Raw genomic sequence first — 17,826 nt, forward strand, 5'->3', positions numbered from 1 at the left:
ACTACTCGATCTGCGCGTTCTTAGAACATAAAAAAACTACGCGATGGGGTTACCCCCGAAGAATTAATACAGACGAGTGCGGCGTGCGTTTTCGCGAGCCAATTTCTTCGCGTGACGTTTTACAGCAGAAGCTTTAGCGCGTTTACGTTCGGTAGTCGGTTTTTCATAGAATTCACGACGACGAACTTCAGCTAAAACACCCGCTTTTTCACAAGAGCGTTTGAAACGACGAAGAGCTACGTCGAATGGCTCGTTTTCACGTACTTTAATTACCGGCATGTGCCTCTCACCTCAATAGAAATCGGTTTGCTGCTGGCCAATCGCCAGCCTTCTCAAAATGGTGCGGAATTTTACTTCAATGGATGCTGCTTTGTAAAGCACCACAGCAAATTGAAACAGGCACGCCCCTGTGATGTCGCCCCCGTTCTTTACAAGAAAGTTGGTGCCAAGGGTGCGACGGCCGCTGATTATATACTAAACAGGGCCATTTATCGAATTTATCAACATTATTTTCAAATGTGACAACTATCAACAACATTCATGATATCAACGCGCCAAAATGCCGTTTTTCCGTTCAATTTAGGATCAGAAATCATGACGGGCGACAGGGTTATGCTAAACTATCGGCCGCACGTGAATGATGGGAAATGTAATGCGAGTTTTGGGTATAGAAACTTCCTGCGATGAAACCGGAATTGCAGTGTATGACGAAGAAACCGGTCTGTTAGCTAACCAATTGTACAGTCAGGTTAAATTGCATGCTGATTATGGCGGCGTTGTCCCTGAGTTGGCTTCCCGTGATCATGTGCGCAAAACAGTGCCATTGATTCAGGCCGCATTGAAAGAAGCCAATTTGAGCGCCCAAGACATTGACGGCGTGGCGTATACGGCAGGCCCAGGGTTGGTCGGTGCATTGTTGGTCGGTGCCACTATAGGCCGGGCATTAGCTTTTGCCTGGGGCGTTCCCGCCGTGCCTGTTCATCATATGGAAGGCCACTTATTAGCACCGATGCTCGAAGATAATGCACCGGAATTCCCATTTGTCGCGTTACTTGTCTCCGGAGGTCACACGCAATTAATCAGTGTGACCGGCATTGGTGAATATCTGTTGTTGGGCGAATCTGTCGATGATGCGGCAGGCGAAGCCTTTGATAAAACAGCTAAATTACTAGGTCTGGATTATCCCGGCGGGCCAATGTTGTCGCGTATGGCCCAGCTTGGCACTGCGGGGCGCTTCACTTTCCCGCGGCCAATGACTGACCGCCCTGGACTGGATTTTAGTTTTTCCGGCCTGAAAACTTTTGCTGCGAACACCATTCGTTCTAATGGCGATGATGACCAAACTCGTGCCGATATTGCGCGAGCTTTTGAAGATGCCGTGGTTGATACACTGGCTATCAAATCCAAACGCGCTCTGGATCAAACGGGTTTTAAACGCTTAGTGATTGCTGGCGGAGTGAGTGCTAACCGCACTTTACGCAGTAAATTGGCTGAAATGATGCAAAAGCGTGGCGGTGAAGTGTTTTACGCCCGGCCAGAGTTTTGCACCGATAATGGCGCGATGATCGCCTATGCTGGGTTGATTAGGCTGAAAAGCGGTGTGAATAGTGAGTTGAGTGTGTCGGTCAGGCCGCGCTGGCCTCTTTCTGAATTACCGAAAGTCTGAGTGGGGCTGCGGCTGTGTTGCCGCGTCATTCTGAGTGCTAGATATCGAATGGCTGTTCGGGGCTGCGGCTGTGTTGCCGCAGTCATTCAAAATACTCATGGACGAGAGTCCACTCCGTTTTTTCATTCCTTTGCGCCTTGCCTCGCTCCCGCTCAGTCATTCTGGGTTCGGTGGGATGGCGAGGTAATTGGGTAAAACTAATCTTCTTTCTCTTCTTTCTCTTCTAATTCTGCGGCTTCTTCGGCGGGCGTTTTCTGCTTTTTCTTTCTGAGCTTATCCCAAACTTTACTTTCTTTGCCGCGCCATAAACGCTGAATATTATCGTGGTGGCGCATCAGAATCAGGCACGAAAGCATGGCGACAGGAAAGGTGAATTGTGGTTTGAACCACCAGACGTAAAAGGGGGCAATCAGGGCGCTGATAATCGCGCCTAAAGATGAATAGCCGCTCAGTAAAACCGTCAGCAGCCAAGTGCCGGCCATCAAGCCAGTCAAATCCCAGCCAATGGGGGCGATGGCACCAAATGCAGTGGCGACGCCTTTGCCACCTTTAAAGTGGAAAAATACCGGATAAATGTGGCCAAGACAGGCTGCAATAGCGGTAAGACCCAGATACAGTGGCGAAACGTGCAGCAGATAAGCTATCCAAACTGGCAACATGCCTTTCAGCACATCGAAAATCAATACTGTGGCGGCGGCGGTGCGGCCACCGATGCGCAGCACGTTAGTGGCACCGGGATTGCCGGAACCATGCTCACGCGGATCTGGTAGCTTGGCAACCCGGCACACCAGAACAGCGCTGGAAATAGAGCCACACAAATACGCGAAGATAATCATGCCAAGCGCGATAGCACTCATAACACCGCCCTGTTGAATAATGGTCGTTTTAATCGCAACATCAGTGGATAATACGCATATTCGGCTGGAAGTGGTATCCGGCGGGCATAAAAACAGAGAATGACGTGATGGACATCGTATTTATTGAGGAACTCAGTGTCATAACCACCATCGGTGTTTATGACTGGGAGCAGACAATTCAGCAGAAGCTGGTGTTCGATATCGAAATGGGCTGGGATAATCGTAAAGCCGCCGCTAGCGATGATGTAAATGATTGCCTGAGCTATGCAGATATTAGTGATGCCGTTATCAAACACGTAGAATCTCAGCGTTTTGCGCTGGTCGAGCGGGTCGCTGAAGAGATTGCCGAGCTATTGTTACAGCAGTTTAAGTCACCTTGGGTGCGGATTAAGGTGAGTAAACCGGGGGCGGTCGCTCAAGCGCGCAATGTCGGCGTGGTGATTGAGCGCGCTCAGCGGCCTCACTGATTTTTATTACACCACGACATAAAAATGTAACGCAGTATAGATAATGTGGCCTGAATTATTGATTAACGTGATATTTTTACATGCTGAAATTGAACGGCATGATTTTGTTAACGGCCAATATAATTTTTCACATTGCCGTTTTTTTGTGGATTTCTATAGCCTAAATAATTCAAGTGCGGGAAGTCGGCAACTGACTGGAGTGACAAATCTGCCGGGAGCAGATTTGAACGCTGCTGGCAGCGGCCTCGCAGAGGCGAGGCCCATGGACGGGCCGAGTAGCGAGGGCAGCCAACGCACATGCAGCTTGAAGTATGACGGGTATATTACAGGGCATTGGGTATCGTAGATGACGGATATGTATTCGCTGTTTGTAGCTTTTGTTTTGGGCGTGGTTGAAGGGCTGACTGAGTTCCTGCCGGTTTCATCTACTGGGCATATGATTATTGTCGGTGAGCTATTGGGCTTTACCGGCGACAAAGCAAAAACCTTTGAAGTCATTATTCAGTTAGGGTCGATTTTGGCTGTGGTGGTGGTGTTCTGGCGGCGCTTATTCGGGCTTATTGGTATCCATTTTGGCAAAGTGCCTCATGAGGGTAAAACCAGCGGGCACCTGACATTGGGCCATATTTTACTGGCAATGATCCCTGCGGTCGGTTTGGGGTTGGCTTTCCACGACGTCATTAAATCGTTATTTAATCCGCAAAGTGTCATGTACGCCTTGGTCGCTGGCGGCTTGCTCTTACTGGCAGCAGAGTGGTTTAAACCTAAAAATCCTAAGGCCATTGGGCTGGATGATATTACCTATCGCCAAGCCTTTGCGATTGGTTGCTGCCAGTGTTTGGCATTATGGCCGGGTTTCTCGCGATCCGGTGCAACAATTTCAGGTGGGATGTTGGTCGGTGTGAACCGCTATGCGGCCTCTGAATTTTCCTTTATTTTGGCCGTCCCAATGATGCTTGGGGCCAGCGCTTTAGATTTGTATAAAAGTCTACATTTCCTGAGCTGGGGCGATTTGCCGATGTTTGCCGTCGGGTTTATTACTGCATTTATCGTCGCACTGATTGCTATCAAAACCTTCCTGTCACTGATTAAGCGTATCTCTTTCGTGCCTTTTGCGATTTATCGCTTTATTGTCGCGGGAGCGGTGTACTGGGTCTTTATGTAACGGTATTGTGGTTGCGGAATATAAAACGCCCTGAATAATCAGGGCTTTTTGTTTTTATAGCGAGGTAATGATTTAGGGTGAAATCACTTCTTGAGTTTGTTTCCATTGGGCTAAGGCTTGTTGGCGACGGCGTTTCAGTTCATCTCGAATAGCCAAACCTTGCAGCCCACTGGCGACCACTTCTTGCACCGACACTCCGTTGGCAATATGGTATGCCGCGCGTAAGTAATCGCCCTGCGGATAAGGGTTTTCTTCAAATCCGGTGCGACCCCGGGCATCGGCCTCGCTGGTCATTATCATCTGCTCAAGGCGCTCTGGTTTGCGCCAGACATCAATAGCATCGAACAGTTTAAGCAGAGTTTCAGGGCGGAGCTTATTCACTGTATGAATGAGATCATGGTATTCCGCCACTAGTTTGGCTAAATCACGTACTGGATTCGGTACCCGTAAACGCTGGCATAGCTGCTCGACTAATTTGACTCCCGCAGGGCCATGTCCATGATGATGGGGCCAAAACTCTTTCGGTGTCAGTCCTTTACCTAAATCATGGCAAAGTGCAGCAAAGCGCACGTCAACTTCAGGGCTGAGTTGAGCGGCAATAGCTAGCGTCATCAGAGTGTGGATGCCGGTATCAATTTCCGGATGCCATTTTTCTGGTGCAGGCACACCAAATAGGCGCTCAATTTCGGGGAACAGCACAGCCAGTGCACCGCAATCGCGTAATACCTGAAAATAGATCTGCGGGCTTTGAGTTTTCAGTGCTTTTTCAGTCTCTTTCCACACTCGTTCGGGTGTTAGAGCCGAAAGTTCGCCACTTTTGGCCATTGAGGCCATCAAGAATTGAGTCTCTGGCGCTACAGTAAAGCCCAAGTGGGCAAAACGAGCGGCGAAACGGGCGACACGCAAAACACGCAATGGATCTTCACCAAAAGCATCAGAGACATGGCGTAACACGCGGTTCTCTAAATCTTGTCGGCCATTGTAGGGATCAAATAATTCCCCCTCATTACTGCGGGCAATGGCGTTGATGGTCAAATCGCGGCGCAGTAAATCTTCTTCCAGTGTGACATCGGGGGCGGCGTAGCAAGTGAAGCCGGTATAGCCCTGGCCTGATTTACGTTCGGTGCGGGCCAATGCATATTCTTCATGGCTGACGGGGTGAAGAAATACCGGGAAATCTTTACCGACCTGCTGGTAGCCCTGCGCCAGCAGCTGTTCTGGCGTAGCGCCCACCACCACCCAATCCTGCTCGGTGACCGGTAGATTTAATAGGCTGTCGCGTACGGCACCGCCGACCAGATAGATCTTCATATTAACCCTTTGTTCTTGACGTTGTAGCGTTGTTGGCCACTCTCTTTTACCCGAATCACTTACTTGTGTAAGCTCATCGGGATTCATTCGTTTGCCGCCTAGCTACAATGCCAATGACTGTGGGTTACCCTTTGTTCTTGACGTTGTAGCGCAGGTGCAAAAGACGATTTTATATCTGGTCGCTAAAATGACCAGTCGTCAGTTCAGTATAGTTGGGAGATTTAAACCAATTAAACAGGCTACCCTGACAGATAGCCTAATTGTTCATTCTGGACGCCGGTAAGGCTATCAGTTCATCCAGCGATTGTTCTTTTTACGGCTGGGTATCAGATGTGGCAGCACTAAACCAATCAGCAGGCCAATACCGGCAACACCGCCGCCGTACATAAACCATTGCAGAATAATGGTGCGCTGCTTGTCATCCAATTGCAGATTCACGGCGCTGACTTTCTTCTGAGCAACGATTAACTGGTTTTTCAATGACTCATTTTCTTTTTGTAGTTCGGAAATCACACTGTCGCTGGCAGCCACTTTTTGTTGCATTTCTGCGGTGCGCTGATTCCAGCTATTATCAATATTAGCCAGTTTATCTGTCAGTGTTTTGACCTGTTGTTCAAGGTCAGGAACCCGGACGCGCAAGCTGGGGGTTTCGCTCAATTGATCCAGTGGGATCCAGGTGGTTTTACCTTTGCTGTCGCGGATTTGGCCGTAATTTGTGCTGTCATTAACGCTTATCAGGGTAACTTCATCCCCACCTTTTAGCGTGCCAACAATACGGTATTGGTTACCGGGGCCGCTATGAACGTAGGTATCCAGCTCATCAGAGATGTAGCGTTTTTCTTCAGCGTAAGCGCCCAGGGAAATACTGAGACTGAGCACTGTGAGGCAAATTAGGCGTAATTTCTGCATTAGAGAGTCATTTATGAGTGAATTTATGGGACGATAGTAGTGTGTTCAGTTTGCCGACGCAACGCATAAACCGGAATGAGAACTATCTTACTCTCATAGGCAGTGCGGCTTGGGCTCTTTTTTTGTTTATTTTAACCGCGCTGAAAATTTGTCTTATGAAGCCTTAGGATAGACTTGTGAAAACAGGTTAAAATAGAGTTTGACTCAGGGCTGCCGCGTGCGTGTTTTTTTGTTTTAAAGCAGAGAAATTGGTGTAAAACAGGCAAATCACGGCGAAAGAGGCATAATGCCCGTAATCTCGCAACATACCGGTGTGAATGAAATTATGACCGTTGAAATAGAATTAAAATTTATTGCTACTCCTGCGGCCATTGCCGCTTTACCGGAGCGAATCACCTCTTGGCAAAGCCAGCATTTTGCGCCGCAAACTCTGACGAATATCTATTTTGAAACGGCGGATAACCGTCTGCGCCAACATGATATTGGCTTACGGATTCGTGGTTATGATGGCCGCTATGAAATGACGGTTAAAACTGGCGGTAAAGTTGTCGGCGGTTTACATCAACGGAATGAATATAACGTTGATATTGATAACGATAAGTTAGATTTAGCGCGTTTCCCTGCCGATATCTGGCCGGAAGGTTGGGTGGTTGACGCGCTACAAGCCGAGTTGCAGCCCTTGTTCCGTACCGATTTTACTCGTGAGAAGTGGGTAATCACTTACGGTGAGAGCGAGATAGAGCTTGCCCTTGACCAAGGTACGATTTCTTCTAAAGCAGCCGATGGTACCAATGAGTTGTCAGAGCCACTGAGCGAAATTGAGCTGGAACTCAAAAAAGGTAATCAGGCCGATTTACTGGCACTGGCGGTTGAGTTGGCACAAATTGGCGGTTTGCGTCAGGGGAATTTGAGTAAAGCGGCTCGCGGCTATCATTTGGCACAAAGTAATCATTTGGCACAAAGTAATCATTTGTCTCAAGGTCAGCCACCGCGTGAATTGCGCCCATTATTAGTCTTGCAGCCCGCGCCGAAATCTACCGTCGAGCAAGGTATGGTTGCTGGGCTGGAAATGGCGTTGGATCACTGGCAATACCACGAAGAGCTATGGTTGCGCGGTGAACCAGCAGCTAAGACCATGATTATTGAAGCTTTAGGCATGGTTCGGCAAACCTTGGCTATTTTCGGCGGATTGGTGCCACGTAAAGCCAGCACCGAATTACGCGCTTCATTGTTAGCGCTAGAACCCCAGTTAGAGGCAAAAAATGCCGAAGCTGAGGTCATCTGCTATAGCGCCGATTATCTGAAGTGTAAGTTAGCGCTCACATCATGGCTGGTGACATCTGGCTGGCGGCCATTTATGGATGAGAAAGCGTTGGCTAAATTCAATGGCTCATTTAAACGCTTCTGCGACATCATGCTCAGCCGCAGTGCCGCTGATTTGAAAGAGGCCTTTGGTCATAATCTGGATGATGATGGCTATGTGGCACAACTCCCGCGTTTAAACCGGCAGATCATGGCGTTCCAATTACTCTCTGGCTTCTATCCACAAAATGAATGGCATCCATACATTGATGGCTGGTTTGGTCTACAACTGGCGATTATGGAACGGCAGGGTCACTGGCGTGATACCGCCCGTAAGGAAGCGTTGTCCCAGCCCGCGTTTTGGTTGAATGGGGCTGCTAGTTAATCGATAGCTGCTGGTTAATTGGACAACGATCAGCTGGCCGGATGTTTGAGGAGTTTTATCTTTATATGTTGCCACTCCCTTCGGAATTACAGATTCAGGCGCTGAATATACAGCAGCGCTTTAATGAGTTACCGGCTCCGCCGAGCTTGCGTGAAGAAGATATTGCAGTATTGGCGTTGAGTGATTTTGTCAGTGACATGTTACTGATTCACCCTGATTGGCTGGATGAGCTGCATCAGCAGCCGCCACAACCGCAGGAGTGGCAATTTTATCCACAATGGCTCAGTCAGGCACTGTCCGAGGTGCAAGACGAAACCGCGCTATTAGCGGCGCTGCGGCTATTTCGTCGCCGGGTTATGGTGCGCATTGCCTGGTCTCAGGCACTGGAAACCAGCACTACGACGGATACTTTGCAACAGCTCAGTTGGCTGGCTGAAACCGTGATTGTTGCTGCGCGCGATTGGTTATATCAGGCGTGTTGTCGCGAGTTTGGCACGCCCTGTAATGCGGATAATGTGCCGCAACCCTTGCTGATTTTGGGCATGGGAAAATTAGGCGGCGGTGAACTGAATTTCTCGTCGGATATCGATTTGATTTTTGCTTACCCGGAAAACGGCCAGACCCATGGCGGGCGGCGGCAATTGGATAATGCCCAGTTTTTTACCCGCTTGGGCCAACGGCTGATTAAGGCATTAGACCAGCAAACTATCGACGGTTTTGTCTATCGTGTGGACATGCGTTTACGGCCATTTGGTGATAGCGGCCCACTGGTGCTGAGCTTTGCCGCACTGGAGGATTATTACCAAGAACAAGGGCGCGATTGGGAGCGCTACGCCATGGTGAAGGCTCGCCTGATGGGCGGTGCGGAAGACCATTACAGCAAGGAACTGCGCCAAACCCTACGGCCCTTTGTTTTCCGCCGTTATATTGATTTCAGTGTGATTCAGTCATTGCGTAATATGAAAGGGATGATTGCTCGTGAAGTGCGCCGGCGCGGTCTGAAAGACAATATTAAACTGGGTGCGGGTGGAATTCGTGAAATCGAGTTCATCACCCAGGTATTTCAGTTGATTCGAGGTGGCCGCGAACCGCGTCTGCAACAGCGCGCTTTGCTGCCGACCTTACAAGCTGTGGCAGAGCTAGGGTTATTGCCGGAACAACAGGTGGCTGCGCTCAGTGGCAGCTATCTGTTTTTGCGCCGTTTAGAGAATCTGTTACAAGCTATTGGTGATGAGCAAACACAAACATTACCCAGTGACGCGCTAAATCAGGCCCGATTAGCTTGCGGTATGGGCTATACGGATTGGGCTGCTATGAGCGCCGCGTTAGAGCATAATATGCAAGCGGTGCGCTTGGTATTTGATGACCTGATCGGCGACGATACTCCCGATATTGGCGAAGATCCTTGCCATGGTTTGTATAAAAGTTTGTGGCAGGATGCATTGGAAGAGAGTGATTTAGCCCCTCTGACACCGCATTTAGATGAAGCGGCGCGCCGCCAATTGTTGACCACTATTAATAATTTTCGCCATGATGTTGATAAGCGCACTATTGGCCCGCGTGGCCGTGAGGTGCTGGATCAATTGATGCCGCGTCTGTTCGCTGAAGTCTGCCCACGTCCCGATGCTAATGTTGCCCTCAGCCGCCTGATTCAATTGTTGCTGAGTATCGTGACCCGCACCACCTATCTGGAATTGCTGGTTGAATATCACGCGGCACTAAAACATGTTATTCGCTTATGTTCTGCCTCCCCGATGGTCGCCAGCCAGTTAGCTCGCTACCCGCTGTTATTGGATGAATTGCTCGATCCCCAATCTCTCTATCAGCCGTTGGAACCCAGCGCTTATCGTGATGAATTACGTCAATATTTGTTGCGGGTACCACCTGATGATGAAGAGCAACAACTGGAGGCATTACGCCAGTTTAAACAGGCTCAACAATTGCGTATCGCCGCCGGAGATATCACCGAGGCGCTGCCGGTAATGAAAGTGAGTGATCACTTAACTTATCTGGCGGAGGCCATTATTGATGCGGTTATCCAGCAAGCTTGGGGGCAGATGGTGGCGCGTTATGGTCAACCCAGCCATTTGCAGCAGCGCGAGGGCCGTGGTTTCGCCGTGATTGGTTATGGCAAATTGGGGGGCTGGGAGCTAGGTTACAGCTCAGATTTGGATCTGGTATTCCTGCTCGATTGCCCGCTGGACGTGATGACCGACGGCGAGCGCAGCATTGATGGCCGCCAATTCTATTTGCGTCTAGCCCAGCGCGTAATGCATTTATTCAGCACTCGCACCTCATCAGGGATTTTGTATGAAGTTGATGCGCGGCTAAGGCCATCCGGGGAAGCGGGTATGCTGGTGAGCACGGTCGCGGCTTTCGCTGATTACCAGCAAAATGAAGCTTGGACGTGGGAGCATCAAGCGCTGGTGCGCGCCCGCATTGTCTATGGTGACCCTGAGTTGCACCAAGAGTTTGATGCTATTCGCCAACATATCCTTTGCCGCCATCGCGAAGACCCGCAATTACAGCAAGAAGTGCGCGAAATGCGTGAGAAGATGCGCAATCATTTGGGCAGTAAACAGCGCGATATCTTTGATATCAAAGCCGATGAGGGCGGGATCACCGATATTGAATTTATTGCGCAATATTTGGTGTTGCGCTATGCCGCCAGTGAGCCGCGTTTGACCCGCTGGTCTGATAATGTGCGAATTTTCGAGTTAATGGCCAATTACGACATTATGCCGGAGGCGGAAGCTGCGGCATTGACTCGCGCTTATGTCACCATGCGTGATGAGATTCATCATCTGGCCTTGCAGGAGCAATCAAGCAAAGTCTCCGCAGATAGCTTTAGCGCAGAAAGAGCACAGGTGGCCGCCAGCTGGCGTAAATGGTTGGTTGCCGCGCCGACAGGCGCATAGACTCCAGTTATTAGCGTAGATTCCAGTTATTAATAGTATGCAAGGTGTCTGTGATATTATCCGGCACCATATGATAAACACAAAATTGGAGCGAAGGGATGTGTGTTTTCGGGGTTAATAACAGCTCACCTTGGGGGGCTAACGTATGAAAGTCACGCTGCCTGATTTTCACCGCGCCGGTGTTTTAGTCGTTGGTGATGTCATGTTAGACCGTTATTGGTATGGCCCAACCAGCCGGATTTCACCCGAAGCACCGGTGCCGGTGGTCAAAGTTGATACCATCGAAGAACGCCCTGGTGGTGCCGCGAACGTCGCGATGAACATCGCCTCCCTTGGCGCTATCTCCCGATTAGTGGGGTTGACCGGGATTGATGATGCCGCGCGCGCACTGACCAGCAAGCTCAATGAAGTGCAGGTGCGTTGTGATTTTGTTTCGGTGCCCACTCACCCGACTATCACCAAATTGCGGGTACTTTCCCGTAATCAGCAGCTCATTCGCCTGGATTTCGAAGAAGGTTTTGATGGTGTTGACCCTCAACCTATCTTTGAGCGCATTCAACAAGCGCTACCACAGATTGGCGCTCTGGTGCTGTCCGACTATGCCAAAGGCGCACTGAACAGTGTGCAGGCGATGATCCAACTGGCGCGAAAAGCCAAAGTTCCGGTGCTTATCGATCCTAAAGGCAGCGATTTCGAACGTTATCGCGGCGCAACCTTGCTGACACCTAATTTGTCCGAGTTTGAAGCGGTGGTCGGTCATTGCAAAAATGAAGAAGAATTGGTGAGCCGGGGTATGAAGCTGGTGGCCGATTTTGAGCTTTCAGCTTTACTGGTCACCCGCTCTGAGCAAGGGATGACCTTGCTACAGCCGGGCAAACCGCCATTACATTTGCCGACTCAAGCACAAGAAGTATTTGATGTGACCGGTGCCGGTGACACGGTTATTGGGGTGTTGGCTGCTGCATTGGCGGCGGGAAATACACTTGAAGAATCTTGCTTCCTGGCGAATGCCGCTGCTGGCGTGGTGGTCGGTAAATTGGGGACGTCGACAGTTTCTCCAATTGAGCTGGAAAATGCTATCCGTGGTCGTGCTGAAACAGGTTTCGGCGTGATGGATGAGCAACAACTGAAAAAAGCGGTGGCGCAAGCCCGCCAGCGCGGCGAAAAAGTCGTGATGACCAACGGCATCTTTGACATTCTCCATGCCGGTCATGTTTCTTACTTAGCCAATGCTCGCAAGCTGGGTGACCGCCTGATTGTGGCAGTAAACAGCGATGCTTCCACCAAACGATTGAAAGGTGAAAAACGCCCCGTAAATCCATTGGATCAGCGCATGATTGTCTTGGGCGCACTGGAAGCCGTGGATTGGGTGGTGCCATTTGAAGAAGATACTCCGCAGCGCTTAATTGCCGATATTTTGCCGGATTTACTGGTGAAAGGCGGCGATTATAAACCGGATGAAATTGCCGGTAGCGCAGAAGTGTGGGCCGCAGGGGGCGAAGTTAAAGTGCTGAATTTTGAAGATGGTGTTTCGACCACCAATATAATTCAGTCCATCAAGAATGGCTTGGGTTAAATACCCTTCGTCCTTGAAGTTGCGGGGGTGTTAGCTGCGTTCGTTACTCGGCCCGTCCATGGGCCTTGCCTCTGCGAGGCCGCTGCAAGCAGCGTTCAAATCGGTTCCTGACCGATTTGTCACCCGAATCACTTACTTGAGTAAGCTCATCGGGGTGCGTTTGCTTGCTGCCTACTCGCAACAGCAATGACTTTGGGTATTCAGTATATCAATATAGAAAAAGGTGAGGATGTGGGTGGACTAAAACAGGAGTTGAGTCTGGCACAGGGAGTCGGGTTGTTGTCCACCTCATTGCTGGGAACCGGTGTTTTTGCTGTGCCAGCACTGGCGGCAATGTTGGCGGGGGCGGATAGTTTATGGGCCTGGCCGCTATTGATAGTGTTGGTTTTCCCGATTGCTATCGCCTTTGCTGCTTTAGGTCGCCATTTCCCCAGTGCCGGTGGCGCGGCCCATTTTGTTACCATGGCATTCGGGCCTAAACTTGGGAAAGTCACCGGTTGGCTCTTTTTGTCCGTCATTCCTGTCGGCTTACCTGCTGCGTTACAAATTGCGGCTGGTTTCTGGCAAGCCACTTTTGGCTGGAGTGATAGCGGGTTATTAATGGTGCAATTGGCGACCTTACTGATTATCTGGCTGTTGGGGACTCGCAGTGCCGGTTCTAGTGCTAATGTGCAAACATTGATTGCCTTGATGGTTATCGCACTAGTGGTGGCTATTTGGTGGCAGGGCGACATTCAGCTATCACAGATACCTTGGCCCGCACCGCAAGATATTTCCCCCTCAAATATGTTCAGCGCGCTGGCCGTGATGTTCTGGTGCTTTGTCGGGCTGGAAGCTTTCGCACACCTGGCGACAGAATTTCGTCATCCAGAACGTGATTTTCCGCGCGCCCTGATGGTCGGATTATTGGTCGCCGGGGTGGTCTACTGGGGATGCACAGTGGCGGTACTGCATTTCCATGCTTATGGCGAGCAGCAAGCAGCCGCTGCTTCATTGCCGGGAATTGTAGTGCAATTATTTGGTGAACATGCGCTGTGGATTGCCTGCATTATTGGTTATTTGGCCTGTTTTGCCAGTGTGAATATCTATACTCAAAGTTTCGCCCGCATGGTGTGGTCACAGGCGCAGGTGCGCCCACAAAGCAAGCTGGCGCAGCTGTCTGTCGGGCAAACACCGGTGAATGCACTTACGGCAGTGGTCGGCAGTAGCCTGCTCTTTGCATTGCTGACTTACTGGCTATCTCTACCATTGGATTTACTGATTGTTTATGCCAACGGCATTTTTGTGCTGATTTATTTGTTGTGCATGCTGGCGGGTATTCGCTTATTAAGTGGGCGCTCGCGGGTGATGTCGGTGATTGGCAGTATTCTGTGTTGTGTATTGTTGGTGATGATTGGTTGGAAAAGCTTATATGCCTTACTGATGTTTGCACTGTTGTGGATGCTGATGTTCAGACGGCGAGGGTCAGTCATACCACTATAAAAAGGGCGCCACACGGCGCCCTAATGATAACTGGCGACTAATTTATACTTACTCGCCCGTTTTATCATTAATAGCGGTTGTTGCATCAACGGTGGTCGGAGCATTGTTGAATTTGGCTTCCAGTTCGCCCATGCGTTGTTCCAACAACGCCAGTTTTTCTCTGGTGCGTAGCAATACTTGAGTTTGGACGTCGAACTCTTCACGATTAACCAAATCCAGGCGGGTTAACTGCGATTGCAGCACTAGCCGAATTTTTTTTTCGACGTCGTCCCCGAATTCGCGAATACCTTTCGGCATAGACTCATGCACCTGGCGGGCGATTTGTTCAATTTTTTTCGGGTCAATCATGGTATTTCCCTAATTAGATGTGAAGTTACTCTTACTAGTGTAATGCTTGCTGCCGAATGTATAAACCTCCGCACATCACCATTTTGGTAATTGCTCCGACGAATCAATAGCGTTATAGTCATAGGGCTTATTCTCAGGGCGGGGTGCAAGTCCCCACCGGCGGTAAATTGTGTTGCGGCATTTCGTGTCGTGGTGCAAAAGCCCGCGAGCGCTCACGTTGTTTCTCTTATCAAAGAGAGCAGGGTAGAGGTCAGCAGACTCGGTGTAATTCCGGGGCCGACGGTTATAGTCCGGATGGGAGAGAGTAACGGTATCTGCCGGGCTTATAGCCCGCTTGCGTTATTTCGGCTATTTCTATTGTTAGATGAAAAATGGCCCTTTACTCCTCAAGACCGCCCTGATTCTGGTAATCCATAATTTTAATGAGGTTTTTTACCATGAATCAGACCCTTCTATCAGATTTTGGCACGGCTGTTGAGCGTGTGGAACGTGCTATTGACGCGCTGCGTAATGGCCGTGGTGTTATGGTGCTGGATGACGAAAATCGTGAAAACGAAGGCGATATGGTTTTTGCTGCTGAAGCAATGACTGTAGAGCAAATGGCACTGACTATCCGCCACGGCAGTGGCATCGTGTGTCTGTGTATCACTGATGAACGCCGCCAACAGCTTGATTTACCTATGATGGTGAGTAATAACTCCAGCCAGTTCCAAACGGCATTTACCGTGACCATTGAAGCGGCTAAAGGCGTGACGACCGGTGTTTCTGCGGCTGACCGTCTGACGACTATCCGCGCGGCAATTGCTGATAACGCGAAACCTGCTGACCTTAATCGCCCTGGTCATGTATTCCCGCTACGCGGACAGCCGGGTGGCGTATTATCCCGCCGTGGTCATACTGAAGCTTCTATCGATTTGGCTACCTTAGCGGGCTACAAACCTGCGGGTGTATTGTGTGAACTGACCAATGACGACGGTAGCATGGCACATGCGCCAGAAGTGATTGAGTTCGCCAAATTACATGATATGCCAGTGGTGACTATTGATGATTTGTCTGAGTACCGCCAGTCTCTAGAAAAAAAAGCCAGCTGATTTCTGATGGCAATATCAGCTGATATTGCCTCTGGATAACGTGGTTTACACACCGGGTTGCTATCACTCTATTGAATAGATCGCCGCCCGGTTATTTTGTATTTCCCCCCATCCTTGGTATTTTTCCGCTACAGTCCTCTTCAAATTTATTGAATATCTTCATCATTGTTATCTGGCTGTGTAATGAAAAAAAAGCGCGTAATGTATTTCTTATGATTTAAGCGCCACACTTTTTCTTAACAGTAAGGATTATCTATGAACACCTCTCGTATGCCTGCACTGTTTCTTGGCCATGGTAGTCCGATGAATGTATTGGAAGAAAACAGTCACACTCAGGCATGGCGTGCGTTGGGTGAGACGTTACCTCGTCCTAAGGCGATTTTGGCCATTTCTGCTCACTGGTACACCCGTGGCACAGCGGTAACGGCGATGGAAAAACCTCGGACGATCCATGATTTTGGTGGCTTCCCGCAGGCGTTGTTTGATACCGAATATCCGGCCCCAGGCTCTCCAGAGCTGGCAGCCCAGATTCAGCAATTGTTGGCACCTATTGTCGTGCGAGCGGATACCAGTGAATGGGGACTAGACCACGGCAGTTGGGGGGTGTTGATCAAAATGTACTCTGACGCGGATATCCCAGTGGTGCAATTGAGTATTGATGGCACCCAACCGGCTGCGTATCACTATGAATTAGGGCGTAAGTTGGCGGTGCTGCGTGAGCAGGGGGTCATGATTGTCGCCAGCGGTAATGTGGTGCATAACTTGCGTATGGTGAGATGGCAGGGCGAAAGTAGCCCTTACCCATGGGCGGAGTCTTTCAACCAATTTGTGCGGGATAACCTGAATTATCAAGGTGATAACCACCCATTGGTCAATTTTATGCAGCATGAAGGGGCTGCATTGTCCAACCCGTCGCCCGAGCATTATCTGCCATTACTGTATGTATTGGGGAGTTGGGATGGTAAAGAGCCGATTTCGATCCCAACTGATGGGATTGAGATGGGGTCGCTGAGTATGCTGTCGGTTAAGCTTGGTTAGCATTGACGTATAAAAACTAAAATCAGTGAGCCAAGGGTTGATCACTCCTACGGGTATTACGGCCCTAATGGACTATTTCCCCTTGGCTCAGCTTTATTAGCAATTTTAAGGTATTAGCCTTTCGGCTTATTCTGTCGCAGTCTTAACCCAAAATGATATGCGGGTAAAAACGTGACAGATCTTGGGTAATCAATTCGCGATCTTCGCGCAAACCAATACCACAAGGCTGATCATTCACCAGCCAGCTACCAATCAGGGTATAGCTATCGCCGAACTTAGGTAACGGATGGAATTGCTGAACAATCATACCCTCCTCACCATATGGCCCATCAACTCGCGCCACTTCTTTACCGTTTTCCACTATCTGAATATTGGCACCTTCCCGCGAGAATAGCGGCTTGGTGACATAATGATCCATAACTGGATGGTCATCTTCAGCAAAATAAGCAGGCAACAGATTAGGGTGATTTGGGAACATTTCCCACAGTAACGGCAGCAGGGCTTTATTGGAGATAATGCTCTTCCAAGCCGGTTCCAGCCAGCGTACGCCAGCATCTTCCAATTTAGTGGAGAACATTTCGCGGAACATAAATTCCCACGGATAGAGCTTGAACAAATTACTGATAACCTGATTATCCAAGTCGGTAAATTGCCCTTTTTCTCCTAAGCCAATTTCTTCCATAAATATGAATTCAGTTGGCAGACCGGCTTCCAGCGCGCAATCTTGCAGATATTGCACAGTACCACGATCTTCTTCACTATCCTGGCAGCAAGCCAGATGCAGCAAGCTAAAACCATGGTTATCGCGCAAATCAACAAAACGCTCAATCAGCTTCTCTTGCATGCTGTTGAATTGGTCAGAATCCTGACTCAAATTGCCTGCATTGATCTGGTCTTCCAACCATAGCCATTGGAAAAAAGCGGCTTCATATAGTGAGGTTGGTGTATCTGCGTTGTTTTCCAGCAGCTTAGCCGGATTTACACCGTCATAGGCCAGATCAAGGCGCGAATAGAGTGAAGGTTGATTAGACTTCCAAGAGCTACGAACAAAATCCCAGCAATGTTTCGGAATGCGGAATTTTGCCATCAGTTGATCGCTATTAACTACTTTTTCAACCACTTGCAGACACATCTGATGCAACTCTGCGGTGGTGTCTTCCAACTCTTCAATTTGTGCCAGTGTGAATTCGTAATAAGCATCTTCACACCAGTACGGCTCGCCATACATGGTGTGGAAACGGAAACCAAATTCGGTGGCTTTTTCGCGCCAGTCCGGGCGTTCGTTAATCGCTAAACGTTTCATTAATCAGA

At 49.5% G+C, this 17,826-nt stretch carries 15 protein-coding genes and 1 riboswitch; of the genes, 9 read left to right on the forward strand and 6 right to left on the reverse strand.

Annotated features, from left to right (window positions below; genetic code table 11):
* Positions 1-63: 63 nt before the first annotated feature.
* Positions 64-279 carry a 30S ribosomal protein S21 gene (gene rpsU, locus FTA91_RS17830; protein WP_001144069.1) on the reverse strand — a complete coding sequence of 72 codons (216 nt, stop codon included), beginning with the start codon at positions 277-279 and terminating at the stop codon, positions 64-66.
* A gap of 373 nt (positions 280-652) precedes the next feature.
* On the opposite strand from rpsU, the gene tsaD reads away from it, so the two are divergent.
* Entirely contained in the window at positions 653-1,666 is a 1,014-nt protein-coding gene (tsaD, locus tag FTA91_RS17835) for a tRNA (adenosine(37)-N6)-threonylcarbamoyltransferase complex transferase subunit TsaD (protein ID WP_145583718.1), read from the forward strand.
* Positions 1,667-1,863: 197 nt separating this feature from the next.
* Here tsaD and plsY read toward each other — a convergent pair whose 3' ends face one another.
* Entirely contained in the window at positions 1,864-2,523 is a 660-nt protein-coding gene (gene plsY, locus FTA91_RS17840) for a glycerol-3-phosphate 1-O-acyltransferase PlsY (RefSeq protein ID WP_145534061.1), read from the reverse strand.
* A gap of 107 nt (positions 2,524-2,630) precedes the next feature.
* Between plsY and folB the strand changes: the two genes are divergently transcribed.
* Together folB and bacA are read left to right on the forward strand one after the other, a co-directional pair.
* Entirely contained in the window at positions 2,631-2,990 is a 360-nt protein-coding gene (folB, locus tag FTA91_RS17845) for a bifunctional dihydroneopterin aldolase/7,8-dihydroneopterin epimerase (protein ID WP_050112260.1), read from the forward strand.
* Positions 2,991-3,336: 346 nt separating this feature from the next.
* Positions 3,337-4,155, forward strand: a complete 819-nt coding sequence (bacA, locus tag FTA91_RS17855) for an undecaprenyl-diphosphate phosphatase (RefSeq protein ID WP_145534064.1) — start codon at positions 3,337-3,339, stop codon at positions 4,153-4,155.
* A 72-nt stretch (positions 4,156-4,227) separates the two neighbouring features.
* Here the strand turns inward: bacA and FTA91_RS17860 are convergent, their stop codons facing one another.
* Positions 4,228-5,466, reverse strand: a complete 1,239-nt coding sequence (locus tag FTA91_RS17860; protein WP_050112262.1) for a multifunctional CCA addition/repair protein — start codon at positions 5,464-5,466, stop codon at positions 4,228-4,230.
* Positions 5,467-5,754: 288 nt separating this feature from the next.
* On the reverse strand, positions 5,755-6,375 hold the full coding sequence (locus FTA91_RS17865) for a TIGR04211 family SH3 domain-containing protein (RefSeq protein WP_050112263.1): 621 nt from the start codon (positions 6,373-6,375) through the stop codon (positions 5,755-5,757).
* A 325-nt stretch (positions 6,376-6,700) separates the two neighbouring features.
* Here FTA91_RS17865 and FTA91_RS17870 point away from each other — a divergent pair, with 325 nt between their 5' ends.
* The 4 genes from FTA91_RS17870 to yjeH all read left to right on the forward strand — a co-directional run bounded on the left by FTA91_RS17870 (position 6,701) and on the right by yjeH (position 14,038).
* Complete coding sequence (locus FTA91_RS17870) at positions 6,701-8,062, forward strand: CYTH domain-containing protein (RefSeq protein ID WP_050112476.1); 1,362 nt, start codon at positions 6,701-6,703, stop codon at positions 8,060-8,062.
* A gap of 65 nt (positions 8,063-8,127) precedes the next feature.
* Positions 8,128-10,980: a bifunctional [glutamate--ammonia ligase]-adenylyl-L-tyrosine phosphorylase/[glutamate--ammonia-ligase] adenylyltransferase gene (gene glnE / locus FTA91_RS17875; protein ID WP_145583722.1), complete on the forward strand. Its 2,853-nt coding sequence runs from the start codon at positions 8,128-8,130 to the stop codon at positions 10,978-10,980.
* Positions 10,981-11,125: 145 nt separating this feature from the next.
* Positions 11,126-12,556 (forward strand): bifunctional D-glycero-beta-D-manno-heptose-7-phosphate kinase/D-glycero-beta-D-manno-heptose 1-phosphate adenylyltransferase HldE, encoded by a 1,431-nt coding sequence (hldE, locus tag FTA91_RS17880; protein ID WP_050112265.1) that lies wholly within the window; start codon positions 11,126-11,128, stop codon positions 12,554-12,556.
* Positions 12,557-12,787: 231 nt separating this feature from the next.
* Complete coding sequence (gene yjeH / locus FTA91_RS17885; protein ID WP_145534105.1) at positions 12,788-14,038, forward strand: L-methionine/branched-chain amino acid transporter; 1,251 nt, start codon at positions 12,788-12,790, stop codon at positions 14,036-14,038.
* A 48-nt stretch (positions 14,039-14,086) separates the two neighbouring features.
* Here the strand turns inward: yjeH and ubiK are convergent, their stop codons facing one another.
* The gene (gene ubiK, locus FTA91_RS17890) at positions 14,087-14,386 is read right to left on the reverse strand and encodes a ubiquinone biosynthesis accessory factor UbiK (protein WP_050112267.1); all 300 of its coding nucleotides are present in this window, start codon (positions 14,384-14,386) and stop codon (positions 14,087-14,089) included.
* A 125-nt stretch (positions 14,387-14,511) separates the two neighbouring features.
* A riboswitch (FMN riboswitch) is annotated at positions 14,512-14,696 on the forward strand.
* A 127-nt stretch (positions 14,697-14,823) separates the two neighbouring features.
* On the opposite strand from ubiK, the gene ribB reads away from it, so the two are divergent.
* Positions 14,824-15,477, forward strand: a complete 654-nt coding sequence (gene ribB / locus FTA91_RS17895) for a 3,4-dihydroxy-2-butanone-4-phosphate synthase (protein ID WP_145534070.1) — start codon at positions 14,824-14,826, stop codon at positions 15,475-15,477.
* Between the two features lie 255 nt (positions 15,478-15,732).
* Entirely contained in the window at positions 15,733-16,515 is a 783-nt protein-coding gene (gene ygiD, locus FTA91_RS17900; RefSeq protein WP_145534073.1) for a 4,5-DOPA-extradiol-dioxygenase, read from the forward strand.
* Positions 16,516-16,657: 142 nt separating this feature from the next.
* On the opposite strand, the gene FTA91_RS17905 is transcribed toward ygiD, so the two are convergent.
* Positions 16,658-17,818, reverse strand: a complete 1,161-nt coding sequence (locus tag FTA91_RS17905) for a glutathionylspermidine synthase family protein (protein WP_145583724.1) — start codon at positions 17,816-17,818, stop codon at positions 16,658-16,660.
* Positions 17,819-17,826 lie beyond the last annotated feature (8 nt).

Source organism: Yersinia thracica, from assembly GCF_902170565.1.
GTDB classification, from domain to species: Bacteria; Pseudomonadota; Gammaproteobacteria; order Enterobacterales; family Enterobacteriaceae; genus Yersinia; species Yersinia thracica.

Bases quoted from the DNA above. Each gene is read 5' to 3' on its own strand.
- rpsU (WP_001144069.1), bottom strand. From the start codon at position 279: ATGCCGGTAATTAAAGTACGTGAAAACGAGCCATTCGACGTAGCTCTT.
- tsaD (WP_145583718.1), top strand. From the start codon at position 653: ATGCGAGTTTTGGGTATAGAAACTTCCTGCGATGAAACCGGAATTGCA.
- plsY (WP_145534061.1), bottom strand. From the start codon at position 2,523: ATGAGTGCTATCGCGCTTGGCATGATTATCTTCGCGTATTTGTGTGGC.
- folB (WP_050112260.1), top strand. From the start codon at position 2,631: ATGGACATCGTATTTATTGAGGAACTCAGTGTCATAACCACCATCGGT.
- bacA (WP_145534064.1), top strand. From the start codon at position 3,337: ATGACGGATATGTATTCGCTGTTTGTAGCTTTTGTTTTGGGCGTGGTT.
- FTA91_RS17860 (WP_050112262.1), bottom strand. From the start codon at position 5,466: ATGAAGATCTATCTGGTCGGCGGTGCCGTACGCGACAGCCTATTAAAT.
- FTA91_RS17865 (WP_050112263.1), bottom strand. From the start codon at position 6,375: ATGCAGAAATTACGCCTAATTTGCCTCACAGTGCTCAGTCTCAGTATT.
- FTA91_RS17870 (WP_050112476.1), top strand. From the start codon at position 6,701: ATGACCGTTGAAATAGAATTAAAATTTATTGCTACTCCTGCGGCCATT.
- glnE (WP_145583722.1), top strand. From the start codon at position 8,128: ATGTTGCCACTCCCTTCGGAATTACAGATTCAGGCGCTGAATATACAG.
- hldE (WP_050112265.1), top strand. From the start codon at position 11,126: ATGAAAGTCACGCTGCCTGATTTTCACCGCGCCGGTGTTTTAGTCGTT.
- ubiK (WP_050112267.1), bottom strand. From the start codon at position 14,386: ATGATTGACCCGAAAAAAATTGAACAAATCGCCCGCCAGGTGCATGAG.
- ribB (WP_145534070.1), top strand. From the start codon at position 14,824: ATGAATCAGACCCTTCTATCAGATTTTGGCACGGCTGTTGAGCGTGTG.
- ygiD (WP_145534073.1), top strand. From the start codon at position 15,733: ATGAACACCTCTCGTATGCCTGCACTGTTTCTTGGCCATGGTAGTCCG.
- FTA91_RS17905 (WP_145583724.1), bottom strand. From the start codon at position 17,818: ATGAAACGTTTAGCGATTAACGAACGCCCGGACTGGCGCGAAAAAGCC.